At 58.6% G+C, this 23,708-nt stretch carries 20 protein-coding genes; 6 read left to right on the forward strand and 14 right to left on the reverse strand.

Annotation, left to right across the window (positions count from 1 at the left end):
- The first annotated feature begins 42 nt into the window (after nt 1-42).
- Together serA and mnmH are read left to right on the forward strand one after the other, a co-directional pair.
- Nucleotides 43-1,638, forward strand: coding sequence for a phosphoglycerate dehydrogenase (serA, locus tag ACTF5F_RS09175; protein ID WP_438956573.1), 1,596 nt, complete (start codon nt 43-45; stop codon nt 1,636-1,638).
- Between the two features lie 84 nt (nt 1,639-1,722).
- Complete coding sequence (mnmH, locus tag ACTF5F_RS09180; protein ID WP_438956574.1) at nt 1,723-2,775, forward strand: tRNA 2-selenouridine(34) synthase MnmH; 1,053 nt, start codon at nt 1,723-1,725, stop codon at nt 2,773-2,775.
- Here mnmH and selD read toward each other — a convergent pair.
- Genes selD through ACTF5F_RS09205 form a run of 5 tightly spaced genes read right to left on the reverse strand, consistent with a single transcriptional unit; the run spans nt 2,762 to nt 9,527 of the window.
- On the reverse strand, nt 2,762-4,876 hold the full coding sequence (gene selD / locus ACTF5F_RS09185) for a selenide, water dikinase SelD (RefSeq protein ID WP_438956575.1): 2,115 nt from the start codon (nt 4,874-4,876) through the stop codon (nt 2,762-2,764). The two genes, mnmH and selD, sit on opposite strands and share 14 nt — an antisense overlap.
- A 24-nt stretch (nt 4,877-4,900) precedes the next feature.
- On the reverse strand, nt 4,901-5,458 hold the full coding sequence (locus ACTF5F_RS09190; protein WP_438956576.1) for a pyridoxamine 5'-phosphate oxidase: 558 nt from the start codon (nt 5,456-5,458) through the stop codon (nt 4,901-4,903).
- Nucleotides 5,451-6,491 carry a lipocalin-like domain-containing protein gene (locus ACTF5F_RS09195; RefSeq protein ID WP_438956577.1) on the reverse strand — a complete coding sequence of 347 codons (1,041 nt, stop codon included), beginning with the start codon at nt 6,489-6,491 and terminating at the stop codon, nt 5,451-5,453. The genes ACTF5F_RS09190 and ACTF5F_RS09195 overlap by 8 nt, the downstream gene beginning before the upstream one ends.
- Entirely contained in the window at nt 6,481-8,874 is a 2,394-nt protein-coding gene (locus ACTF5F_RS09200; protein WP_438956578.1) for an ABC transporter permease, read from the reverse strand. Before ACTF5F_RS09200 ends, ACTF5F_RS09195 begins: the two co-directional genes overlap by 11 nt.
- Nucleotides 8,871-9,527, reverse strand: coding sequence for an ABC transporter ATP-binding protein (locus ACTF5F_RS09205; RefSeq protein ID WP_438956579.1), 657 nt, complete (start codon nt 9,525-9,527; stop codon nt 8,871-8,873). The genes ACTF5F_RS09200 and ACTF5F_RS09205 overlap by 4 nt, the downstream gene beginning before the upstream one ends.
- A 130-nt stretch (nt 9,528-9,657) precedes the next feature.
- On the opposite strand from ACTF5F_RS09205, the gene ACTF5F_RS09210 reads away from it, so the two are divergent.
- The gene (locus ACTF5F_RS09210; RefSeq protein ID WP_438956580.1) at nt 9,658-10,833 is read left to right on the forward strand and encodes an acetyl-CoA C-acyltransferase family protein; all 1,176 of its coding nucleotides are present in this window, start codon (nt 9,658-9,660) and stop codon (nt 10,831-10,833) included.
- A 46-nt stretch (nt 10,834-10,879) separates the two neighbouring features.
- Here ACTF5F_RS09210 and yaaA read toward each other — a convergent pair whose 3' ends face one another.
- On the reverse strand, nt 10,880-11,650 hold the full coding sequence (gene yaaA / locus ACTF5F_RS09215) for a peroxide stress protein YaaA (protein WP_438956581.1): 771 nt from the start codon (nt 11,648-11,650) through the stop codon (nt 10,880-10,882).
- 59 nt (nt 11,651-11,709) lie between these two features.
- Nucleotides 11,710-13,749 carry a DNA helicase RecQ gene (gene recQ, locus ACTF5F_RS09220; RefSeq protein WP_438956582.1) on the reverse strand — a complete coding sequence of 680 codons (2,040 nt, stop codon included), beginning with the start codon at nt 13,747-13,749 and terminating at the stop codon, nt 11,710-11,712.
- Between the two features lie 176 nt (nt 13,750-13,925).
- On the opposite strand from recQ, the gene ACTF5F_RS09225 reads away from it, so the two are divergent.
- The gene (locus ACTF5F_RS09225) at nt 13,926-14,570 is read left to right on the forward strand and encodes a histidine phosphatase family protein (protein WP_438956583.1); all 645 of its coding nucleotides are present in this window, start codon (nt 13,926-13,928) and stop codon (nt 14,568-14,570) included.
- A 2-nt stretch (nt 14,571-14,572) separates the two neighbouring features.
- Here ACTF5F_RS09225 and ACTF5F_RS09230 read toward each other — a convergent pair whose 3' ends face one another.
- Genes ACTF5F_RS09230 through ACTF5F_RS09250 form a run of 5 tightly spaced genes read right to left on the reverse strand, consistent with a single transcriptional unit; the run spans nt 14,573 to nt 19,163 of the window.
- Nucleotides 14,573-15,310, reverse strand: a complete 738-nt coding sequence (locus ACTF5F_RS09230; protein ID WP_438956584.1) for an SDR family NAD(P)-dependent oxidoreductase — start codon at nt 15,308-15,310, stop codon at nt 14,573-14,575.
- Entirely contained in the window at nt 15,310-15,885 is a 576-nt protein-coding gene (locus tag ACTF5F_RS09235; protein WP_438956585.1) for a DUF3833 family protein, read from the reverse strand. Before ACTF5F_RS09235 ends, ACTF5F_RS09230 begins: the two co-directional genes overlap by 1 nt.
- Nucleotides 15,886-15,889: 4 nt before the next feature.
- Nucleotides 15,890-17,116, reverse strand: a complete 1,227-nt coding sequence (locus ACTF5F_RS09240) for an MFS transporter (protein ID WP_438956586.1) — start codon at nt 17,114-17,116, stop codon at nt 15,890-15,892.
- On the reverse strand, nt 17,113-17,868 hold the full coding sequence (locus tag ACTF5F_RS09245) for a DUF1365 domain-containing protein (protein ID WP_438956587.1): 756 nt from the start codon (nt 17,866-17,868) through the stop codon (nt 17,113-17,115). Before ACTF5F_RS09245 ends, ACTF5F_RS09240 begins: the two co-directional genes overlap by 4 nt.
- The gene (locus ACTF5F_RS09250; protein ID WP_438956588.1) at nt 17,865-19,163 is read right to left on the reverse strand and encodes an NAD(P)/FAD-dependent oxidoreductase; all 1,299 of its coding nucleotides are present in this window, start codon (nt 19,161-19,163) and stop codon (nt 17,865-17,867) included. The genes ACTF5F_RS09245 and ACTF5F_RS09250 overlap by 4 nt, the downstream gene beginning before the upstream one ends.
- A 255-nt stretch (nt 19,164-19,418) precedes the next feature.
- Between ACTF5F_RS09250 and ACTF5F_RS09255 the strand changes: the two genes are divergently transcribed.
- Nucleotides 19,419-19,946 carry a sigma-70 family RNA polymerase sigma factor gene (locus tag ACTF5F_RS09255; protein ID WP_438956648.1) on the forward strand — a complete coding sequence of 176 codons (528 nt, stop codon included), beginning with the start codon at nt 19,419-19,421 and terminating at the stop codon, nt 19,944-19,946.
- A gap of 4 nt (nt 19,947-19,950) precedes the next feature.
- A complete protein-coding gene (locus ACTF5F_RS09260) occupies nt 19,951-20,604 on the forward strand; it encodes a ChrR family anti-sigma-E factor (protein ID WP_438956589.1) in 654 nt (217 codons plus the stop codon).
- Nucleotides 20,605-20,666: 62 nt separating this feature from the next.
- On the opposite strand, the gene ACTF5F_RS09265 is transcribed toward ACTF5F_RS09260, so the two are convergent.
- Both ACTF5F_RS09265 and mutL read right to left on the reverse strand, forming a co-directional pair.
- Nucleotides 20,667-21,839, reverse strand: coding sequence for a DNA recombination protein RmuC (locus ACTF5F_RS09265; protein ID WP_438956590.1), 1,173 nt, complete (start codon nt 21,837-21,839; stop codon nt 20,667-20,669).
- Complete coding sequence (mutL, locus tag ACTF5F_RS09270; protein ID WP_438956591.1) at nt 21,836-23,662, reverse strand: DNA mismatch repair endonuclease MutL; 1,827 nt, start codon at nt 23,660-23,662, stop codon at nt 21,836-21,838. Before mutL ends, ACTF5F_RS09265 begins: the two co-directional genes overlap by 4 nt.
- Nucleotides 23,663-23,708: the final 46 nt, after the last annotated feature.

Consider the following 23,708-nt stretch of genomic DNA (forward strand, 5'->3'; position numbering starts at 1 on the left):
GTTTTGCCCCGCCTCCCCACATTCTCAAAAAGGACCACACATATGGCCCCGAAAGTACTTATCTCTGACAAACTGTCTGATGCGGCAGTGCAAATATTCAAAGACCAAGGCATTGACGTGGATTTCAAACCGGACCTTGGCAAAGACAAAGTTGAATTGCTGAAAGTGATCGGCGACTATGATGGCCTTGCCATCCGGTCGGCGACGAAAGCCACCGAAAAGATCATCGCAAATGCAAAGAAGCTGAAGGTGATTGGCCGTGCCGGTATCGGCACCGATAACATCGATAAGGATGCCGCGTCCAAGGCCGGTATCATCGTAATGAACACCCCCTTCGGGAACATGATCACAACCGCCGAACACGCGATTGCGATGATGTTTGCGGTGGCGCGTCAAATTCCTGAGGCCTCTCAGTCCACCCATGCGGGCAAATGGGAAAAGTCAAAATTCATGGGTGTTGAGCTAACCGGCAAAACGCTGGGCGTTATCGGGGCTGGCAACATTGGCGGGATCGTCTGCGACCGCGCCCGTGGCCTGAAGATGAAGGTCATCGCCTACGATCCGTTCCTCAGCCAAGAAAAGGCCGACAAGATGGGTGTGGAGAAGGTTGAGCTGGAAGAGCTTCTGCCCCGTGCGGACTTCCTGACGCTGCACGTCCCCAAAACAGAGCAGACTGCGAACATGATCACCGCAGAGCGGATCGCTATGATGAAAAAGGGTGCGCGGATCATCAACTGTGCGCGTGGCGGTTTGGTGGATGAGGAAGCGTTGGCAGAGGCGCTCAAGTCCGGCCACATCGCTGGCGCGGCCTTTGACGTCTTCGCGGTGGAGCCTGCGACGGAAAGCCCGCTCTTCAACCTGCCAAATGTTGTGGCCACCCCACACCTTGGCGCAGCAACGACCGAAGCACAGGAAAACGTGGCGCTTCAAGTGGCAGAGCAGATGTCGGATTACTTGCTGACAGGTGCTGTGTCGAACGCGCTCAACATGCCATCCGTGACGGCGGAAGAAGCCAAAGTCATGGGGCCTTGGATCGAGCTTTCCGGCCACCTTGGTAACTTCATCGGTCAGATGACGGATGAGCCAGTGCAGGCGATCAACATCCTTTATGACGGTGAAGCGAGTGAGATGAACCTCAACGCCCTGACCTGTGCGGTCATTGCGGGCATCATGAAAAAGGTGAACCCAGACGTGAATATGGTCAGTGCGCCTGTGATCGCGAAAGAGCGTGGCGTGCAGGTGTCCACCACCAAGCAGGATCAGTCCGGTGCGTTTGAAGGCTATATCAAGGTCACAGTTGTGACCGACAAGCGGGAGCGGTCTGTTGCCGGCACAGTCTTTAGCGATGGCAAGCCACGGTTCATTCAGATCAAAGGCATCAATATCGATGCAGAAATTGGGACGAACATGGTCTACACTACCAACGAAGACGTGCCGGGCATCATCGGCGCGCTTGGTCAGACGATGGGCGCCAACAACGTCAACATTGCGAACTTTACCCTTGGCCGGAAAGAGGCGAAGGGCGAAGCGATTGCGCTGCTTTATGTCGACGAACCTGTGCCTGCGGCGGCCCTGAAAGCACTGGAGGACACAAGGCTTTTCAAGCAGGTGAAACCGCTTAGCTTTGACGTGAAATAATCCCTCAAAAGCCCGGCCCAGCGCCGGGCTTATTCTTTCGGCCCTGCCGCTAGTGGTTTGCGTCAGTCTCAGATAGGTAGAGGCATGACGCTGACCTTCACCTCCCTCGATGACATCCGCAAACACGGGTTCGATACGTTGATCGACGTGCGGTCACCAGCGGAGTTTGCTTTGGATCACATCCCCGGCGCGATCAACCTGCCGTCGCTGTTCAATGAGGAGCGCGCGGAGGTGGGGACGATTTACAAGCAGGTCAGCCCCTTCAAAGCGCGCAAGATTGGCGCGGCGCTGGTTCTGAAGAATGTCGCCCATCATATCGAAGGGCCTTTGAGTGATTATGACGGTGGGTGGCGGGCGCTCGTCTATTGCTGGCGCGGTGGGCAACGGTCGGGCGTCTTTGCGACGTTGTTGAAAGAGATCGGCTGGCGGGCGGAGACGATAGCGGGCGGCTACCAAACATATCGGCGGCTGGTGCAGCAAAGCCTTTATGAGACAGCGCTGCCACATCGGATGGTGCTTTTGGATGGCTATACTGGGACGGCAAAAACCGCTGTTCTAGCGCAGTTAGCGGAGATGGGCCAACAGATGATCGACCTTGAAAAGCTTGCGGGCCATCGCGGGTCGCTGCTGGGCGAGATGCCGGGCGGGCAGCCATCGCAACGGGGGTTTGAAACAGCTTTGGCAGAAGCTTTGGCGACCTGTGACCCTGACAAACCAACGGTTGTCGAGGCGGAAAGCAGCAAGATTGGAAAGATCAACTTGCCGCCCAGCCTGTGGCAGTCAATGATTGGAGCCCCGCGCATCCGTATTACGGCGCCACTGCACGCACGTGTGGCGTTTATTGCGGAAGCGTATCGCGAAATCCTGTCTTGTCCTGACACAGTGGAGACCCGCCTCGCCCCGTTGCGGCGGTTGCGTGGTCATGCGGTCGTTGGTGGTTGGCACGCTTTGCAGAAAGACGGCGATATCGAAGGCCTAGCGAAAGCGTTGATCGAAGATCACTATGACCGCGCCTATGACACCTCGGCCAAAGGCAAAACGTTTGCTGTGCTGGCGGAAGTTGCGGCAATGTCGCTTGATCAAGCAGGCTTGCGACAGGTCGCGGAAGAGGTTTCGAACACCCTTAAACAATTGTGATTTGGGGCGGGCCTTCGCCTGTTTCTCCAATAATCGCAGCCTCGTACCCAGCGTCGATCAATGCGGATAGGGTCGCATCAGCCTCACTCGCTGGCACGGCGGCGAGAAGCCCGCCTGCCGTTTGCGGATCAAAAAGCAGATCCATCGGTTGCCCAACCACGTTCCCGACCGCCGCGACATTTGCTGGAAAGAGTGTTGAACGGACACCAGCGTCGGAAAGCTGTGCTGCGCCTTGTAGGATCGGGATGGCGGACTGCGTGATTTCCGCGCTGATATTGGAGGCTTCGCAGATGCCCCAGAGGTGGCCCAGAAGACCAAAGCCCGTCACATCGGTCATCGCTCTGGTATTGCGCAGGATGCGGGACGCCTCCGCCTGCCCTTGCATCATCACCGCATGGGCGTTGGCGACATCTGCGCCCGTGGCTTTCTTTGCCATCTCAGCGGCAAGGATGACGCCTGTGCCAATCGGTTGGGTGAGGATCAGCGCCATGCCCGGTTCTGCGCCGCCAAGCGTGATCGGTGGTTTCGCAGCGATCCCAGTGACGGAAAACCCAACCGTCAGCTCACTACCCAGCGACGTGTGGCCGCCGACGATCTTGGCCCCTGCGCCTTCGATTACCTCTGCTGCCGCTGACATGATTTCGGTGACGGTTCGGTTTTGCATCTCTTCGGACATTTCCGGCAGGATCAGCGTGGCGAGCACGGCTTGCGGTGAAGCGCCCATTGCCCAGACGTCACCTAGCGCATGGGTTGCGGCGATCTTGGTCATGACCACCGGATCCAGCGTGAAAGCGCGGAGGTGGTCGGTGGACAGGACTTGCGTGACCCCGTCCATGTTGAGCGTGGCCGCGTCATCGCCGTCGCCGCCAGATGTAGCAGAGAGCGCGGTTTGAAGCGCTGATTTTCCAACCTTGGAACCGCACCCTGCGCACATCGGTTTGTCGCCCAACGTCTCCTTCATCCCCATCGCATGAATGCGGGGCAATTCGGGCATGGGCATGTCGGGCAGTTCGTCGAACTGATCCATGAACTTGCGGTCAATGTGGTCTTTCAGCTTCCAAAGGCGCGGGCCAGCGAGAGTGATCCTGTGTTTTGCGGCCAAAGCCTCCTTCCCGCCCATTGAGATGAGTTTGAGGTAATCGGACTGCGGTGTGTATTGGCACATCCGTTCGCCGGACAAATGTGCCTTGAGGTTGGCGGTAAGGACTGGGGCCTGCCGGACCGCAAAGACGCCCGCCTTTGGGTGGGGGGATGCGGACATATGGGCGCAGTCACCTACTGCAAAGATGTTTGGGTCGCTGCTTTGCAATGTGGGACCGACGATGATGGAGCCTTTGTTGACGTCGAGGCCAAGATTTGAAACCCATTCAAAAGGCAACGCACCCGCCGCGCCGACGGTGAAGTCAGACGCAACATGTTCGCCTGAATTTAGGACGACGGCACCCTTTTCCACCGCAGTTACTTCAGCATGTTCAGTGACTTTGATCCCTTTGTCCGCGAGCGTTTTTAGTAGACGCGCGCGGGCTCGGGTTCCGGCGTGGGTGAGTGCGTCGCCACGGTCGAAAAGCTGAACGGTGGCCGCGGGCATCGCGTGTTGCATGGCCATCGCAACCTCAACACCTGCTACGCCACCGCCGATCACGGTTATCTTGCCGCCGTTGCTGCTTTTGCGGAACGCATCCCATGCGCGGGCGAAGGGGGTCAGGGGTTTGGCGGGGATGGCGTGGTTCAGAAACCCCGGTACGCTCGGCATATGCGAGGTGATGCCAATATCGATGGAGCATGTGTCATAGGCAATCGGTAGGCGACCCTTCACGTGGATCATCTGCGCATCCCGATCGATATGGTGCGCCGCGCCAAGGATCAGCCGGGCGCCTGCAAAGCGGGCGAGTTTTACCAGATCTATGTTAAGCTCATCTTCGGTGTAATGGCCCGCCAAGAAGCCAGGCAACATGCCGGAATAGGCGGCGGTTGACGCGGGATTGATCAAGGTCAGACGCGCACCGGCAAGCGGGTTCATCCCCCACTTTTTCAAAACAAGCGCGTGGGTGTGGCCACCGCCAATGAGCACAAGATCGCGGGTGAATGGGAAAGACTTCATGGGGATCTTCTAGCGGCTAACGGCCTAGGGTGAAAGCCACTGCCCCTGCCAATCACGCGCTCTTGTATAGCCCACGCGGCGGTGTTGGGCGCCGAGGTGGACAAGATCGATTGTGGAGACATGGCACCTCAGTGCAGCAAAGGCCGCGCGGTCGGGGGTTTTGTCGTAATCGAGCGCGTTTGCGATAGGAGTACCAGGGGGCGGTTGCGTGCCATATGACACGCGTGAGGATGGAGGGACTTTGGCCCACGCTTCGTCCAATTCTGAGCCTTCGACAATTTCCACATCCGTTTGCATCCGGATTTGCAAGTCGACTGCTGGCACCCACCAGACCAAAGCAGCTTTGGGCGTTTTACGCAAGCTGACGAATTTCGAACTGCGCAGGTCGGATTGAACCTCGACCATACCCGCTACCGCATCTGCTTGGCGGAGGACAACAAACCGTGCCTCCGGCCAGCCATCGATTGAAAGGGTGGAGAAGCTGGCAAGGCGGCAGGGATGGTTTGCATCTGCAACGCCATCGGTCAGTTCTGCCCAAGCCTGTGCACGCAAACCGTCAAGGGTTTCAAACCACTCACTCATATCCTGTCATCTCCAAATACCCGACGCCTTCATGTGATCCGCTCACGCGCACCGGCCCCTCCCAATACGGCACGCTGGTGGTCATCCAAGCGTCGGGATTGATCGCCTCCGTCACGATATCGACCCCCTTTTCAGGCAAGGTCACGCGCCAGCGCACGGGCACCTCTGCTCCTATAGTTTGATGCATGGCAAGCGGTTCGGCAGCGAAGGCCCCATTGGGCATCGCGGATGTGGTACCGTCTTCGGCGATCCATGTGGCGTAAGTGTAATCATCGCCATCCGTCTGGCGCAGGCAAAAGCCCATCAGTTTGTCACCGCTGTCAAAGGAGAGGGAGAACCAATCCCACCCTGTCTGCGTCTGCGACAGAGGTTGCGATGACCATTCACGGTCCAGCCATGCGTGACCCGTGACAGGGACGACGTCTGTTGGCAAGGTCAACACCCCTTCGAGGGTGAAGAAGGGAAGCGAGTAGTAGTAAGACGCCTGCCCTTCTGCAGATTTTACGGAAAAGCCGTTGTCGCCGTGGAACACTGTTGGGCCGTCGGATCTCAGGGTGACGGCGTAGCTGAAATCCGGCCCCGAAGCTGTCAAATCGAGGGTGTCGAAATTACCTGACAAGGACCACTCATCGATCCATGCCTCAAACGGGTCGGCTGTCACCCCTGCGGTTCCAATGCCGCCACGCCCAAGGCGTTCAGTCACGAAATGTTGGTCTGGCATCGTAACCGCAGCGTGGCCCATGTAGAGTTGAGGTGTGGCCCAACCCGTGCCTTCGTCCGGCGTCAGGGCGGAGCGGAAGAGTGTCCATTGCAGGCCATAATCCGTGCCATCCAGTCCGGTCATATTTGCGGTGATATACCACCACTCAATCCTAAAATCAGGGTGCGGGCCGTGGTCGTCTGGGAAGGTAAACTCATACCCCTGCTTAGGCACCGCGAAGCCATCGGTCGCCTCCCCCAAGCCTGCAAACCCTTGCGCGTAGGTGATGGACGGGATCGTTAGGAGGATCAGGCTGAGAACTTTAGCGTTCATGGGCAAAGACCTTGAGCAACTCCGCAGGCGGTGTGCGGGAGAGTTTCACCGCGGGCCAGAACGCGGCAGTGACCGCTGCGATCAGGGCCAAAGCGCCGAGCGAGAGGTAATCCACCGGAAAGAAGAACATCGGCAGTTTCCACCCGAACGCGGCGACATTGACTACGGCCAAAAGGATCCAAGCGAGCGCAAGGCCGAGAGGCAGCGCGACAATGAATGTCAACGCGGCTAGCACAAGCGCGCGGATCAGCTCATACCGCCCCAGTTCCGCGCGTGTCAGGCCCAAGGCCCACGCAGGGGCCAGTTGCGGGAGCCGCATCGTGGCAAGGGTGAGAAGGCTCATCAAAATCGCAAACCCCGCCACGGCGAGGGTTAGGATATTTAAGGCGGCGGTCACGCTGAAAGTCCGCTCGAAAATGCCCAAAGACAGCTCTTTGATCGCGGCTTGGTTGATGGTTCTGTTGGGGGAAAGGCCGAGTTCGGTCTCCATGTCCGCAACCAGCTGCGCCACCTCTTTCGCTGGTAGGCGGAGGCCAAATTCGGTTGCAGGCGGGGGTTGGAAGAGGTCTTTGAATACCTCCTCCTTTAGGATGGCTTGCCCGATCGGGTTGCCATAGTCGCCGTAGATGCCCACGACCGGAAATGCACGGCCCTTAATGGTTGCGACATCGCCAACGGCGGTTTCGGTGCGGCGGGCGAGTTGTTCGTTGATCAGCACCCCATCGCCCTTATGCACCGCGTCCCACGGCGCGTCGATTGCAGACAAGAACTGCCAATTGTCACGCGTGGTGCCGTGGTTCCGGGCGCCGAAGACTTCTGTTGGGAGGCCGAGAACAGTGCGGTCAACCGATTGAATGGGCAGGATCGCATCGACCCGTGGCGTAACAAAAGCAATCACCTCTTCCGCCTGCGCGCCGTCTTCCGTGGTCAGGTAAAGCTCCGACGCCAAACGTTGGTCGAGGAAGTCGACGAAGGTGGTGCGAAAGCTCGACACCATGGTTGAGACCCCAACATTGGCCGCAATCGCCAGCAGGAGTGCCATCAATGCCAATGAGAGACCGGGCAATTGTTGGCGCGTGTCCGCCCAGAACCATTGTGCGATTGGGCCTGCTGCGCGGGCTTGTCCGAAGGCAAGGCTGCGATCGAGCAAGAGCGGTAAGGCCAGTGCAGCGCCGACGAGAAGCGCGCCTAGCATAACGAAACCACTAGCGAGACCATCGGCCGTGACCGCCAGCACCGCCGCGAGCGCCAAGAGGCAGATTGCCAAGCCCCCCTGCCAAACCGACCGCCGCTGCGCCGCCATCGCCATCGCCCGTTGATGCGCACCCGACAGAAGCGGCATCTTTGACAAGGTCCAGAACGCACCAATCGCTGCGACCACGACTCCACCCACCGAAATAGCCAGTCCCGAAAGCCACCAAACAGGGCGCAGCTGCAAACTGCCCGACACATCCGCGCCATAGAGCCCGCGCAGGGTTGCTGCGACATCCGGCAAGAGGAGGGTCGCTATGATGTATCCCAAAACGACCCCGATCGCACCTGCAATCAGCCCAAAGACCAAGAGTTCCAACGCCATCACCAGCATCAACTGATGCAAAGGCACACCCACCGCACGCATCGTTCGCACCATCCCACGACGCTGTTCGAATGCAAGGCCGATAGCACCGTTCACAATGAAGATACCCACAGCGAAAGACAGAAAGCCGAAGGCGGTGAGGTTCAAATGAAAACTGGCGGTGAGTTGTCCAACGTCAGTGTTATCTTGCACAGCGATGATCGACAGGTCTGGCGCAACAGCCTCCAATTCCGCGCGCCCAAGCGGTGTCTCGGGCGACAGGATCAACCGGTCGATTTGGCCCTGCTTGTCCAGCAAGTCTTGCGCAATGCGCACGTCGGTGATGACTGTGTTGGCCGCCGTCTCCGGCGCGAGGAGCAGCTCGGCATCCGTCTCTGTCGCGACAGCATCCATCGCGTCTTCTGTCGCATAGACCTGCCCTACACCAGAAAAGAAGCGGCCTGCGTCCGCGCCACCATCGAGTGGCACTGGCCCCAACCCGCCGGGTGCTGTCACAGGATCGAGCCCAACCAATCGGACACCATTGATCCGCCCTTCGACCACTGGGCTGACCAACCAGCCTGCCCGTCTGAGGCTGACAAAAGTCGCCTCCGTCATCGGTGCGCCGTCCTTGCGCCTGAGCTGTGCGAACTGCCCTTCACCCAATGTGGCAGCGGCGGCGTCATAGCTGGCCCGCGCTTCGGCATTGATCGCTTGAACGCCCGACCAGAGCGCCGTCGCCAATGACAGCCCCATCAGCAACGTGCAGAGCTGTAGCGGGTTGCGCCACCAATGGCTCAGCACCGTGCGGAACACGTGACCAGTCACGAGATTTTCCCCCCGCGCAGGTGAAGCTGTCGGTCGAGCAGCGCCGCAAGTTGCTGCGAATGTGTGACGAGGAGGAGGCCCGCGCCCGCCTCCGTCACCAAAGTACGGAAGAGCGTCATCACCGAAGTGGCAGAGCCTTCATCAAGGTTGCCAGTCGGTTCGTCCGCCAATACAAGCTTGGGCCCCGCAGCCAGCGTGCGTGCGATGGCCACCCGCTGTTGCTGGCCGCCAGAAAGCTGCTCCGGATATTTCTGAAGCTGTCTGTCGATTCCAAGATCGGATGCGATGTGGGCGGCATAGTTGGGATCGTACCGCCCCGCCAACCGCGCGTGAAAGGCAATATTATCGGCCACCGTCAAGCTTGGGATCAGGTTGAACTGCTGAAACACCACACCAACCGTTTCGCGCCTGAGCGCGGCGCGGTCCACATCGCCCATCTGGGCCACATCCTGACCGTTGATCAGAATCTGCCCCGTATCCGGCAAATCAAGCCCACCGATCAGATATAAAAGCGTGCTCTTCCCGCTGCCGCTTTCGCCCGTCAGCGCCACGCTTTCCCCGGCACCCATCGACAGGGCAACGTCGCGCAGGACATCAAACCGCCCCTCGGCGGTTTCAAAGGATTTGCTAACGCCTTGCGCGTGCAACAGCATGGGCACCTCTTTGCTTTGCCACTGTTAGACCTGACCGATTTGCGATTGGCCAGCGCCGTGATGACGGGACGTCGTGCTCGCGCCCCGCCCCGTCTGAGGTAAACTAGCGCGAACACGAAGGGAGACACCCATGAACGACATCGTCATTCTCAGCGGCGCGCGGACCGCCATCGGAACATTTGGTGGATCATTGGCAGGCACCCCACCAATTGCCTTGGCCACCACCGCCACGAAAGCGGCGATTGAGCGCGCGGGTGTTGCGGCAGATCAGATTGGCCACGTCGCCTTCGGCCATGTCATCAACACCGAGCCGCGCGACATGTATTTGAGCCGCGCCGCCGCGATTGAGGCAGGTGTCCTCGACAGCACGCCCGCGATGAACGTCAACCGCCTCTGCGGGTCCGGTGTTCAGGCGATTGTGTCGGTGATCCAGTCGCTGATGCTGGGCGATGCAGATTTCGGCCTCGCGGGCGGTGCCGAAAACATGAGCCTCTCCCCCTTCATCATTCCACACCAACGGTGGGGCGCGAAGATGGGTGATGTTAAATCGCTCGACATGATGTTGGGCGCGTTGAACTGCCCCTTTGGCACAGGCCACATGGGCGTCACGGCCGAAAACGTGGCCCGCGAATACGACATAACGCGGGAGGCGCAGGATACCTTCGCATTGGAAAGCCAAACCCGTGCTACCAAAGCGCAAGAAGCTGGCTATTTCGACGATCAAATCGTGCCGGTAGAGGTGAAAGTGAAACGCGACATGGTTGCCTTTGCCAAAGACGAACACCCGAAAGCCACAACGGTGGAAGCGCTCAGCGGCCTCCGTCCCGTGTTCCAAAAAGATGGTACTGTGACGGCAGGCAATGCCTCCGGCCTCAACGACGGGGCCGCGGCCATCACCTTGGCCCGTGCGGATGCGGCAGAGAAAGCCGGCCTCACCCCAAAATTCCGCATTCTGGGCTATTCCCATGCAGGCGTTCGGCCAGCGGTGATGGGCATCGGCCCAATTCCAGCAGTGCAAAACCTGCTCGCAAAAACCGGCTTGAGCGTTTACGACTTCGACGTGATTGAGTCAAACGAAGCCTTTGCATCCCAAGCGCTGGCCGTGACCAACACCCTTGGATTTGACCCTGCGAAGGTCAACCCCAACGGCGGTGCAATCGCACTAGGTCATCCCGTTGGAGCCACAGGTGCCATTATCACCGTCAAAGCGATGTATGAGCTTGAGCGCACAGCCTCAAAACGCGCGTTGATCACCATGTGTATCGGTGGCGGTCAAGGCATCGCCTTGGCGATTGAGCGGCTCTAAGTCTTTCGCTCAAAATACCTCCGCCGCAGGCGTCACACACTCGCAATCAAGCGGGATAATCACGCACGAAAGCCCAACGATCGCCGTCAGACAGATCGGGGTCAAACTGATAGCCGCCTGCGCCAAAGTTTTTCAGCACTTCGGCGTCGCTCACCCGCTCTGTGACCGCAAACCGCGCCATCGCGCCGCGTGCGCGTTTGGCAAAGAAACTGACCATCTTCGGCGTGCCATCTTTCACTTCGTAAAAGCGTGGCGTGATCACGCGCAGCTTGAGCGCGGCACGATCCGCTGCGCCAAAATATTCCTGACTGGCGCAGTTCAGAAGCGTGTCGGTCTCAACCTCGTCCGCCTGCGCACGCAGCGCTTTGGCAATTTGATCACCCCAATAGGCGTAAAGCGACGCGCCCCGCCGCGTCTTCAACCGGCTGCCCATTTCCAAGCGGTAGGGCTGGATCGCATCAAGCGGGCGCAAAAGACCATAAAGCCCTGATAAGATCCGCAAATGATCCTGGGCATAGGCCAGGTCCTCCGCCTCAAGCGTCTTTGCCTCCAGCCCTTGATACGTATCGCCATTGAACGCCAATGCCGCCGGTTTGACCATCTCTTCATTTGGCTCCGCCGCAAACGCCTTGAAGCGGTCGCGGTTGAGCCGCGCCAAATCGTCGGAAATCGACATCAGTGATTTCAACTGGCCCAGTGTTTGATTGCGCATGGTTTTGGCCAGCCGCACCGCATCGTCCTGAAACGCAGGTTCGGTCGGGCGGTGATCCACGGGGGACATGTCCAGCGATTTGGCAGGGGAAATCACCGTCAGCATTCAAACACTCTCCATCTTTTGTCTCACCGCTATGTAACGCGCAGACCCAATTTGGCCAGTCACCCTTGCTCCATCAACACACCAAGAAAAGCCGCGCCAAAGCGATCGGCATATTTCTCCCCCAAAAGCCGAGCAAGGGCGGGCAGGTCAGGATTGCGCAATTGCGCGACCTTCGCCAGTTGTGAGGCGGAGCATGTCATCGGTTTGCCGGTGCCGTCGGCGCCGCGTGTGAGATCGGCTTGCACCGCCAAAAGCTGGTCATAAATGGCCCCTTCCGACCGACCAGCAAGCTTGCGGCGCATCGGGTGCACCTCTTCCTGGGCGCCCCCCACGATCACCTCCAGAAACGCCACTCCGTAGCGCTCCAGCTTTTTCGCACCGACACCGCCGACCTGTGCCATTTCGTCGAGGGTTTTGGGCTTCTTCTCCGCCATCTCGATGAGCGTGCGGTCGTTGAAGATGATATAGGCGGGCGTGTTGGCCTGCTCTGCAAAAAATCGGCGCTTGGCCTTGAGGGCGGAAAGCAGCGGCGCGTCCTCCTCGTTCACCATCGCGCGCACCTTTGGTCCGGCACGCCCAGGTTGGAGCACCTCTTTGCGCAGGGCGATCTCCGCCTCGCCGCGCAGGATTGGGCGGGCTTTGTCGGTCATTCGCAAGGCCCCATGCCGCGCAGGGTCAGGGCGCATCAGATCATGGCCCATCATCTGCCGGAAAATGCCCTGCCATTGGCGTTTGTCATAGTCCTGACCAATCCCATAGGTCGGCAAGGATTGATGCCCGCGGGCGCGCACCTTCTCCGTCTCCGTCCCGCGCAGAATGTCGATGAGGTGCCCTCCCCCAAACCATTCTTCCGTCCGCAATGCGGCGGATAAGGCCATGCGGACAGGCGTCGTGGCATCAAACACCTCCACGGGCTTGTCGCATAGGTCGCAATGGCCGCAGGGCTCCGCCGTTTCACCGAAGTAACTGAGCAAGCTCTGCCGACGGCAGGCCAGTGCTTCCGCAAGCCCCAAAAGCGCGTTAAGCCGTCCGTGATCGGCGACGCGGCGTTCTGGTGGGGCCAGCCCCTCATCAATCTGCTGGCGGCGAAAGCGGATGTCGTCGGCTCCAAACAGCGTCAGCGTCTCCGCCGGTGCGCCATCGCGTCCGGCGCGGCCAATCTCTTGATAATATGCCTCGATCGATTTGGGCAGATCGGCGTGCGCCACCCAGCGGATGTCGGGCTTGTCGATGCCCATCCCAAAGGCAACCGTCGCGCAGACAATCAAGCCGTCGTGCTGCTGAAACTTGCGCTCCACCTCGCGGCGGTCCTCCGCCTCCATCCCGCCGTGATAGTAACTAGTCTCATGACCCGCCTCTGCAAGCGCTCTGGCGAGTGTTTCTGTCTTGGCGCGGGTGCCGCAATAAACGATGCCAGACTGTCCTTTGCGCGCCTCCGCAAAGGCCATGATCTGCTTGCGCGGGCTGTCTTTGACGGCAAATGCAAGATGGATGTTGGGGCGGTCGAAGCCGCGCAGAAAAACTTCTGGCTTACAGTCGCCAAAGAGCTTCTCAACAATCTCTTCCCGCGTTTCCGCATCCGCCGTAGCAGTAAAAGCCGCCAGCGGGACATCAAGCGCCGCGCGCAAGGCACCGATACGCAGATAATCAGGGCGGAAATCATGGCCCCATTGGCTCACACAATGCGCCTCATCCACCGCGATCAGGCTGACATTAGCGCGGTGCAACATCTGGATCGCACCGCCGGAGGCCAAACGTTCCGGCGCCATATACAGCAGCTTCAAGCGCCCCGCTTCAAGGTCGCGCCAAACCGTCTCCGTCTCTTCCTCGGTATTTCCAGAGGTCAGCGCGCCCGCGCAAACGCCCGCTTCCCGCAACCCACGCACCTGGTCGCGCATCAATGCAATAAGGGGCGAAATGACGACCGTCAGCCCGTCGCGCATCAAAGCAGGCAATTGAAAACAGAGCGACTTGCCACCACCCGTCGGCATGATTGCCAACGTGTCGCGGCCTGCGCAAACAGCATCCACAATCTCGCCCTGACCGGGGCGAAATTCAGAAAAGCCAAAGATGTCGGACAGCAGCGCGTTCGCTTGCATTTTGGACCTGTTGAATTTTGTTCTGCTCTTAGCCTCAGTATCCAATATGGACCTTTGCTTAACAAGAGTACGACCAAGCAATTCTTTCGGTGAAAATACCTCCGCCGGGGGCATCCAACTGTTGTCAGCGGCACATCGTTGAACTAGCTCGACAACTATCCAAACGGGAGTGTGACATGGGTGAGATTGTTTTTGTTAGGCACGGTCAGGCCAATTCCTCCGCAACGACGGAGGAAGGCTATGACAAGCTTTCCGATCTTGGGCATGAGCAGGCCCGTTGGTTGGGCACGTGGATGGCCGATCATGAGCAGCCTTTCGATGTTGCGATTTCCGGCACCTTGCGGCGGCAGCGGGAAACCTTGGTCGGTATGGGCTGGGACAACACCGATCAGGACGCGCGGCTGAACGAGATTGCCTATTACGATCTACAAGCCGAGATGAAGGAAGTCTTCGGGCTGGAGCAGTTGTCACCGGATGACTTCATCACCCATTTCCCAAAGACGCTTCAGGCGTGGAAATCAGGAGATATTAAGGGGCAAGAAACGTGGGGCGAATTTCAGGACCGCGTGCAGGAGGTTCTGGCGATGGCACAACAACCAGGGCGGCGGGTTTTGTGCGTCTCCTCCGGCGGTGTCATCGCGGCGGTTGTCGCGCAATTGATGGATTTGCCGATACCGCAGATGGCGCGGATCGCCTTTCCGATCCTCAATACGTCTGTGCATCGCGTGTTGGTGACACAGCACGGCCCGCTTCTGGCCGCGTTCAACAGCGCACCGCATTTGGATGTCGCTGATCGGCATTATGCGCGGACGGTCTACTAGGGCTATTTGGCCCCGAAAAGCCGATAATATATCCAGTCCGGCATAAATTGAGACAGACGAAAGACCCATGAAAATAGCATCGGGAAGCTCTTTTTGAACTTCGTCGTATTCATGTGATCCATCATTTCTTTTGCCGCATCTTCGGCGGACATGATGAACGGCATGTTGAAGTCGTTCTTGTCGGTTAAACGGGTCTTGATGAAGCCGGGGTTCACCAGCTGCACTTCGGTGGGTGACGCTCGCAGGTCGGCCTGCATGGATTCCGCCAGTGCCATTATCCCAGCTTTGGAGGAGGCATAGCCAATCGCGCCCGGAAGTCCACGGAAACCGGAGAGGGATCCAGTCAGCACGATATGGCCTGCATTCTTAGCAACAAACTGCGGCATCACGGCGCCCGCCACGCGACCGGCGCCGAGGAAGTTAATCTCTCCCATCAGGTCCGCTTTTTCGACGTCCCATTCACTCGCTCTCATCGGCCAATAGACACCGGCGAGGTAGACCACACCATCGAGGTCGCCGATCTCTTCGGCGGCAGCGAGCACGCTGTCGCGGTCAGCGACGTCGACAGTCACATAGCTGGCGGGGTTGGGCAGTTCTGCGATCAGCGATTTCAATCGATCCTCAGACCGGGCAGAAACGATGACTTCGGCGCCTGCCTTCGACATTGCGATCGCAAGCTCGCGACCCAAGCCTTCGCTCGCGCCGACAATCCAATACCGTTTGTCCACCCAATTGCGCATTATTCTACTGGGAGCCGATCTTGTTCTGCGGGGCGCATGGTCGCGACCAGCTCGGCCACTTTGATCCCGAACTTGCGGAACTGGCTGCGGTTCATTATGGAGCCGTTTTGCATCAGATACATCCAGTCCGTGACGTCAAGCACGTGACCACCGGCATCCTCAGTCAGCTTCAAGCGGTAGTTCAGCAGGACGGCAGAGCCCTTCTGCTGGCCGGAGCCTGCACCGATCACATCAGGTGCTTCTGCTTTGATGCCGCCGTCGTTGCCCAATGTGAGCGTCCATTCACGGTTTTGCACGTTGCCGCTATCATAATGAAAGATCTCTTTCATGCTGCAAACATTGCCGTTCCATTCGCAGTTGAACTGCGCCGTGAAACGCGACGACACGCGGCCAGTGGGGCCGTAAATAATCCCTTCGCATTGGATCGGGCCGACAAAGCGATCGCGGATGTCGAAAGCTGGGCCGGAGGCGTAGTCGTCGGACGATTGCCCCCAGAAGGAGACATAGCGTTCCTTAAAGAACGTAGCGATCAGCATCAGTGCTGCGCCGACAAGTAGGTAGGAAACAATGGTCATGACATCATTCCTCGAATTTGGTGGTGGCGAGTATCGCGACCGCCACCAGTTTCAAAATCAACGGCACCCCGGCATAGAGCATCGTCAGCGTGTTCAGTGTGCTTTCAGGCAAGTCCGTCTGACCTGCGACAAAGCCTGCATTCTCTAACACTGGCAGCAAGATCACCGCCGCAAAGGCCAATGTGAACTTGCTCACCAGCGACCACAGTCCGAAGCCTTGGCCTCCATTCGGTGACACTTTGGCCATTCTGCGGGCAAACATCGCAGGCAGCAGTGTGAGGTCCGCTCCGATGGTTACTCCAGATAATACGCAGATAACCGCGAATTGGATTTCATCTCCGGTCGATAAAATGACCGTGTAGGCAAAAGAAATGATGGCGAGGACCATCGCGACCAGCAAAGTGCGCTTGGAGCCGAGGCGGAGCGCTATACGGGACCAGATCGGTGCAGAGAGCGCGGCAGCGAGGAAAAACAGCACCAATAGCGGTCCTTCCCACCCGACGGCGCCGAGGCGGGACTCAACAAAAAAGAGGAAGAGTGTTGAGGATACTGCCAGCGGCGTTGCGTTGAAGAGGGCAAGGATAAGGAGCCGTCGCGCGATTGGATCAGACACGATGACCGAAATATTGGACGGTTCGGAGACCGGTGCCTTGCTCCACTCCGGCCAAATCCAGAGGGTGCCGATAGCGACCGCCGCGACGAAGCCAAGTGCGAAGATGGCAAAGGGTTCATCAACAAAGCTCATCAGGATCGTGGGCGCAACGGCAGCGACACAGACCCCCAGCAAGGCGCCTGTTTCGCGCCACGCGGCCAGTCTGACGTGGCCGTTCTCCATTTTGGAGGCTTTAACCACACCTTGCGCATAGAAATTTATCGTCAAGAAGCTGAACGCGGTGAAAAGGCCCGTGATCGTGAGGCCAAACCACCAAATCGGTGCGAAAGGCGGAGCCACGGCAAACAGCCCCCACATGGAGGCGGCAAGGAGCACAGCACCCATGCTGACCCAAAATGCCTTGCTGGCGCGCAGGCGTTCACTGATCCAGCCCAACACGGGGTCCTGCACCACGTCAAAGAAGCGCAGTGCGAACAGTAGCGTTCCGAGTGTGGTCAGACTCACGCCGTAGGTGTCGGCATAGTATTTGGGCGCATAGATATAGATCGGCAGACCCGCGGCGGAGATAAGGGCTGCAAACAGGCTGTAGGCTGGCAACCGCTGCGACAGGGCGTTCATCGGCTTACGTCTTCTACCGGCGGTGCGGGTTGCGACCGGTACGTGGCGCCTTTCCACCAAAGTTTGATCGCCTGCCAATGGATCAGCGTCAGAACGCGCCGCGACCCAAATGGACGGCGCACGGCGGAGAGGATGATCGACGTGTTTGTCAGCGGCTGCACCGGCCCTTTCAGCGTCGCCACCAGCCCGCCGTTGCCACGGGCATAGTCAATATGGATCAAAATTTGATCAGACTGAATGTCGAACCGGAAGGTGTATTCACCCTCAACGGGCTGGAACGGTGACACATGCATCAGCTTTTGCGCCTTAATCTCTTCCTCACGACTGATCGGGCGCAGATCATCATGCGAGCAGAGGTAGGAATGGCGGTCGCCGAAGGTGTTGGTGACTTCTGCAATCACGACCCGCAAGACGTCGGCGGCGTCGTAGCAAAGCCAAAAGCTCACGGGATTAAAGACATGCCCCATGATCCGTGGCTGGGCGAGAAGCTTGATCGCACCGTAAAGCGTGATGTCATGGTCGGCCAGCACGCCGCGCACCCAGTCGACACCAATCCCGTCAGTGGGCGGGCCACCATGATCGCGATCGTGCAAAGACATGAAATTGCCGCGATTGCGGGAAAAAAGCGTGGGACCCTTTAAGTCAGCGTCCGCATCCAGCAAGAGGTAGTCGACGGAGTAGCGAAAGGCGTTTTTCACCTCGCCGCGCCGACCGTGGAACGTTTCGCCCCGGATATGATGCAAATCGCTCACTCTGCAGCCAGCTCAAGCCGCTCCATCGCGTTAAGGGCGTTCACGGCGTCATAGGCGGAGGACAGGCCATCTTCGTGAAAACCGTTTTTCATCCATGCGCCACAGAACCATGTCCGGTTTGACCCGTTCATCGAAATCGCCCGCTCCTGCGCTTCGAGCGCGGCGGTGTCATAGACGGGGTGGCGCAGCGTGCATTCGTCCCAAATCATCTCCTCCCGGATCGGGCGCGTGGAATTAAGCGTCACCATGAAGTGATTGTCCTGTGGGATGTTCTGAAGCGAGTTCATCCAGTAGGTCAGGTCAATCTGGTTGGAGCGCTTGTTGTCGTCTTCCGTATAGACCCACGACGACCAGACGGAGCGGCGGCGTGGCATCATGGCAGTGTCGGAATGCAAAACCACTTTGTTCGGCTGATACCGGATCGCGTCCAGCGTCTCCCGTTCCGCATGGGTGGGATCAGCCAGAAGTTTGAGTGTATCGTCGGAATGCGTGGCAAAGATCACCTCATCAAACAGCTCCCATTCCGCGCCATTAGTCTTGACGTGGACGCCAAGTGGCGTGCGTTTGACCGCATCAATTGGGGCGCTGAGGCGGATATCGACACCGCGTTGGATCATATCGCTGCCCAAACGACTGACGTATTCGATGGAGCCGCCTTTGACCGTATACCACTGGTGTTGCCCTGTCGCGGCGAGTAGCGCGTGATTGTCAAAGAATTTCATCAGCGCATAGGCCGGAAAATCGAGGATCTTTTCTTTCGGCGTCGACCAAATCGCGCCAGAGAAAGGCAGGATGTAGTGGTTGGCGAAGAAGGTGCTGAGGTTAAGCTTCTCCATCAGACCAGCGACGGTCAGACCGCCCTCCTTGCTGGCCTCAAGCCCGTGTTTGTTGAAAACGATTAAGTCGCGGATCATGCGGTAGAATTGTGGGCTGAGCATTTTGCGCCGTGTGGCGAACAAGGCATTTAGGCTGGCCAGCGCGTATTCGAAACGCCCACCGTTGAAGGAGGCGCCAAAGCTCATGTTGCTTTTCATCACTGGCACGTCGAGGTGCTCAAACAGATCGACCAGGTTGGGGTAGTTCTCATAGTTGAAAACGATGAAGCCAGTGTCGACAGGTGTATCGCGGTTTGGACCCGCCCATTTTGTGCGGGCATGGCCACCCAGACGATTTTCCGCCTCAAACAGAACGACGCGGTGATCCTTCGCCAGGAGGTGTGCCGCCCCCATTCCTGAAATCCCCGCCCCGATTACAGCAATTTTTCGTGGCGCTGCGGTCCCAGTCTCAAACGGCATTCACGTCTTCCTTGTCGCTCAGATCTTGCGTGAGCTTCCTACGCTGCAAGACTTAGATCGGATGAATTGGAAGAACAGCAAAAAAATTGTGATCCAGAATGATCTTACCCGCGTATTGAAAACATGTTGACGACCGCCGAAGCCGCCAGCAAAGCAGATACAACGCTTGCGCTGGACGAGAAACCGCGCCACCAAGGGGTGACGCGGCTCGTTTTGAGGTCAAAGACTGTGACAGATTCAGAAGTCACCACGCGCATGATGTGGGTCAGCCACATGTACGCCGTGCAGGACACGCAGGACAAAACGGCCTTCGCCGAATTGTTCAGCCACTTCGCGCCGCGTGTGAAATCCTTCTTGATGAAGTCAGGCGCTAGCCACGACGTGGCGGAAGAATGCGCGCAAGACGTAATGGCCACCTTGTGGCGAAAGGCCCATCTGTTTGATCCGGCCAAAGCGAGCGTGTCGACATGGATCTTCACCATCGCACGGAACAGACGGATCGACCTGTTGCGAAAGCAGCGGCGGCCTGAGCCAGAAGATTTGCCATGGGGCCCAGAGGCTGAGCCAGATCAGGCGGATGTCATTGCGCTCCAACAGGAGACACAGCAGTTGGGCCAAGCTTTGGCGCAACTGCCAGAGAAACAGAGGATTTTGATTGAGAAAGCCTACTTTGGCGATCTCTCTCATAGTGAAATTGCAGCTGAGACTGGCCTGCCGCTGGGGACGATCAAATCCCGTATCCGGCTTGCCTTGGAACGGCTTCGCCATAACTTGAAGTGCTGAGAATATGACGACGATCAAACATCATCTAACCGACGCCCTTTTGATGGGATATTCCGCTGGCACCTTGCCAGAGGCGTTTAACGTCGTGATTGCAACGCACATCTCCATGTGTGACACCTGCCGTGCGGCACTTGCTGAGTATGACGCTGTGGGTGGTGAGGTCATGATGTCCGGCGACACAGTTGAATTGGCCGAAGACAGCCTGCAGGCAACACTTGCGCTGATCGCAGACAATGCGTTCCGTCAGGAAGAAGAAATGCGGGCAGATGCGATTGCGTCAGATGTGCCAACACCGCTGCAGGATTATGTTGGCGGCGACCTCAGCAACGTTAAATGGCGCAAGATTGGTGGGGGCGTGAGCCAGATGGTTCTGCCAACATCAAAAGACGCGTCTGTGCGCTTGCTGAAAATCCCAGGTGGGGCGGCAATGCCTGACCACGGTCACAACGGGACGGAGCTTACGCTGGTCTTGAAAGGGGCCTTTGCAGACGATCACGATCGTTTCGGTGTCGGCGACGTGGAAGTGGCAAATGAAGATTTGCACCACACCCCCATTGCGGAGCCGGGCGAAGACTGCATCTGTCTGGCCGCGACCGATGCGCCGCTTAAATTCAACGGTTTCCTCCCGCGGATCGCGCAAAAGATCATGCGCATCTGAACCGGTTCCGCAGGCCGGAATTGAAAGTAAAGGGTCCTCTCTCCCCTCGTGAGGACCCTTTTTTAGCTCTTAGGCTTGGACAGCCGGACGACCGTTTCATCGTCACCCTTGGCCAGTTCTTCAAAATCAAAATTATCCAAGCGACGGGCGCGTTTGCCGGCTTTGTCGGCGCTGACTTTGATGTCGTTGATGTCTTTGGCCGCTTGGCTGAAGTGCCGGTCGAGGTTGTCGACCCGTGTACCCAACCGGTCCACATCGGCGTAGAGCAGGCCCAGTTCCTTGCGGATCGCGCCTGCTTGCTCCCGCATCCGCGCGTCTTTCAGGATCGCACGCATTGTGTTTAGTGTGGCCATGCAAGTCGTGGGCGAGACGATCCAAACACGAGCGGCGAAGCCTTCGCGGATAAGTTCGGGGAAATTGGAGTGGAGTTCGGCGTAGACCGCCTCTGACGGTAAGAACATAAGCGCACCGTCCGCGGTTTCACCTTCGACGATGTATTTTTCAGAGATGGCCTTGATATGTGCCTTGACCGAGGACCGCATCAACCGCGCCGCTTCGTTCACTTCCCAATCGTTGGTAGCGTTATGCAGCGCCTCGTAAGCCTCAAGCGGGAATTTACTGTCTAGCACAATCGGTCCCGGCGGGTTTGGCAGGTGGATCACGCAATCCGCGCGTTTGCCGTTGGATAGCGTGTGCTGAAACGCATAGGCATCGGACGGCAGGGCTTTCGACACGATGTCATTGAGTTGGATTTCGCCGAACGCGCCACGGGTCTGCTTATTGGACAGGATGTCTTGCAGGGTCAGCACGTCACCCGACAGTTTGGTGATGTTTTCCTGCGCTTTGTCGATGGTTTTCAGCCGTTGCTGCAATTCACCAAGCGATTGCGCCGTGCGCTGCGCGCTGGCCGACAGGTTCTGGCCCATCGCCTCATTCACTTGGGTCAGGCGCTGTTCCATCAGCTTGAGCGTCTGCGCTTGTTGCTGGGCCTGCGCCTCCGTCACGGAATTCAGGCCCCCAAAAAGCTGTTGTTGGCCGTTGGAAAGCTCGGTCACTCGGCTCCCCAACCCGCCCATCTGCGCGGCAAGGTGTTGGGTGAACATCGTGGACTGCCCTGCCCGACGGACCATGACGATAAGCAGGACAACGACAAGCAGCAACACAAGTACAGCCGCAATCGCAGCCAACACGATGGGGTCAGAGAGGCCATAGGTGGTGCCGTTAATCTCGTTCATGTGCGTCCAAACAACCGTTCAATGTCAGAGAGTTTCAGTTCCACATAGGTGGGGCGCCCGTGGTTGCATTGGCCGGAAAGGGGCGTCGCCTCCATCTCCCGCAGGAGCGCGTTCATTTCAGCGGCCTGCATCCGACGGCCGGAGCGGATGGAGCCATGACAGGCCACACGGCTGAGGATCGCTTCGATCTTGGCTTGAAAGCCAGCGCTGTCGCCTTGATCGGCCAATTCGTCCAACACGTCGCGGATCATCGCTTCGGCGTTCACTTCGCCCAAAATGGCGGGGGTCTCGCGTACCGCGACGGACCCGCCTCCAAAGGGTTCAATCGTCAGGCCAAGGCGCGACAGATCATCAGCGATGGCAACGAGGGAGGCCGCTTCATCCTCCGTCATCTCGATGATTTCTGGGATCAGGAGCGCCTGTGCCGCGACGCCATTCTCCGCCATCTGAGACTTCAGCTTTTCGTAGACCAGCCGTTCGTGCGCAGCGTGCTGATCGACGATGACCATGCCGGTTTTGGTCTGCGCGATGATGTAGTTTTCATGCACCTGCGCCCGTGCAGCACCAAGCGGGTTTGCTTCGAGCGGCGTTTCTTCCATCGGTTGGTCCACAACTGGTTCAACGCGGGCGGAGGGCGCTTCCTGAAAGCCGGGGGCTTGCGCTTGGAAAGTCATGGAGCGCGCGGTGAAGCTGGGGCGGTCCATTTGGTAGACCCCTGCCTCTGTCGTGGGTTCCGCGCGCATAGCACCAAGCGTTGCGGAGGCGACCGTTGTCGATGCGCGGTGCCCTGCATCGGTCAAGGCGTGGCGCAGGGCTGAGACGATCAAGCCGCGCACCGTGCCTGGATCGCGAAAGCGTACTTCCGATTTTGCGGGATGGACGTTGACATCGACCAGCGTTGGATCGCAGTCGACAAAGAGGGCCGCGACAGGATGACGGGCGCGGCTGAGGACATCCATGTAGGCGGCACGTAGTGCGCCCAGCAACATCTTGTCGCGAACAGGCCGTCCGTTCACGAAAAGAAACTGCGCAACTGCAGCACCCCGTGAATAGGTTGGCAGCGCGGCGTAGCCTGTTAGATGAAACCCGTCCCGCTCTGCATCGATGGGCAGCGCATTCTCCGCAAAATCTTTGCCCAGTACGCTGCGCAATCGGCCATGCAGCGCATCGAAAAGATCACCCGTTTCGGGATCGGCGCGAAAGGTCACGCGGCTGCTGCCGCCTGTGGCATCGGTCAGAGTGAAACCCACGAAAGGCTCCGCCATCGCGAGGCGTTTGACCACATCGGTGATGGCTTGGTTTTCGGCACGGTCGGTGCGCAGGAATTTCAACCGTGCTGGCGTCGCGTAGAAAAGATCGCGCAGCTCTACCGTCGTGCCTTTGGACCGCGCGGCGGGGCGCACGGGCGTCGCGTTTCCACCTGCGACTGTAATCTCTGCCGCGTCACCCAGCGCACGGCTGGTGATGGTCAGGCGCCCAACCGCCCCGAGGGAGGGCAATGCCTCCCCCCGAAAACCGAAGCTGTGAATGTTGAGCAGGTCAGTGCCGTCGATTTTTGAGGTTGCATGGCGCGACAGGGCCAGCGGTAGGTCGTCCGGCTCAATCCCGCAGCCATCATCTGAAACACGGATCAGTGTCTTACCACCATCGGCGATTGTCACCTCAATCCGCGTGGCCCCAGCGTCGAGCGCATTCTCCACCAGTTCTTTGGCGGCAGAGGCCGGACGCTCAACCACCTCACCAGCCGCGATGCGGTTTATGGCGGCTTCATCAAGCTGCCGAATGACTGGCTGAGCCTCTATCTGGTGGACGGTTGCGGTCATGCCACAATAAGTAGCATGACTCGCCTCGATTCTACGAGCGCTATTC

This window comes from Cognatiyoonia sp., from assembly GCF_965661665.1.
Lineage (GTDB): Bacteria > Pseudomonadota > Alphaproteobacteria > Rhodobacterales > Rhodobacteraceae > Cognatiyoonia.

Bases quoted from the DNA above. Each gene is read 5' to 3' on its own strand.
- serA (WP_438956573.1), top strand. From the start codon at position 43: ATGGCCCCGAAAGTACTTATCTCTGACAAACTGTCTGATGCGGCAGTG.
- mnmH (WP_438956574.1), top strand. From the start codon at position 1,723: ATGACGCTGACCTTCACCTCCCTCGATGACATCCGCAAACACGGGTTC.
- selD (WP_438956575.1), bottom strand. From the start codon at position 4,876: ATGAAGTCTTTCCCATTCACCCGCGATCTTGTGCTCATTGGCGGTGGC.
- ACTF5F_RS09190 (WP_438956576.1), bottom strand. From the start codon at position 5,458: ATGAGTGAGTGGTTTGAAACCCTTGACGGTTTGCGTGCACAGGCTTGG.
- ACTF5F_RS09195 (WP_438956577.1), bottom strand. From the start codon at position 6,491: ATGAACGCTAAAGTTCTCAGCCTGATCCTCCTAACGATCCCGTCCATC.
- ACTF5F_RS09205 (WP_438956579.1), bottom strand. From the start codon at position 9,527: ATGCTGTTGCACGCGCAAGGCGTTAGCAAATCCTTTGAAACCGCCGAG.
- ACTF5F_RS09210 (WP_438956580.1), top strand. From the start codon at position 9,658: ATGAACGACATCGTCATTCTCAGCGGCGCGCGGACCGCCATCGGAACA.
- yaaA (WP_438956581.1), bottom strand. From the start codon at position 11,650: ATGCTGACGGTGATTTCCCCTGCCAAATCGCTGGACATGTCCCCCGTG.
- recQ (WP_438956582.1), bottom strand. From the start codon at position 13,749: ATGCAAGCGAACGCGCTGCTGTCCGACATCTTTGGCTTTTCTGAATTT.
- ACTF5F_RS09225 (WP_438956583.1), top strand. From the start codon at position 13,926: ATGGGTGAGATTGTTTTTGTTAGGCACGGTCAGGCCAATTCCTCCGCA.
- ACTF5F_RS09230 (WP_438956584.1), bottom strand. From the start codon at position 15,310: ATGCGCAATTGGGTGGACAAACGGTATTGGATTGTCGGCGCGAGCGAA.
- ACTF5F_RS09235 (WP_438956585.1), bottom strand. From the start codon at position 15,885: ATGACCATTGTTTCCTACCTACTTGTCGGCGCAGCACTGATGCTGATC.
- ACTF5F_RS09240 (WP_438956586.1), bottom strand. From the start codon at position 17,116: ATGAACGCCCTGTCGCAGCGGTTGCCAGCCTACAGCCTGTTTGCAGCC.
- ACTF5F_RS09250 (WP_438956588.1), bottom strand. From the start codon at position 19,163: ATGCCGTTTGAGACTGGGACCGCAGCGCCACGAAAAATTGCTGTAATC.
- ACTF5F_RS09255 (WP_438956648.1), top strand. From the start codon at position 19,419: ATGATGTGGGTCAGCCACATGTACGCCGTGCAGGACACGCAGGACAAA.
- ACTF5F_RS09260 (WP_438956589.1), top strand. From the start codon at position 19,951: ATGACGACGATCAAACATCATCTAACCGACGCCCTTTTGATGGGATAT.
- ACTF5F_RS09265 (WP_438956590.1), bottom strand. From the start codon at position 21,839: ATGAACGAGATTAACGGCACCACCTATGGCCTCTCTGACCCCATCGTG.
- mutL (WP_438956591.1), bottom strand. From the start codon at position 23,662: ATGACCGCAACCGTCCACCAGATAGAGGCTCAGCCAGTCATTCGGCAG.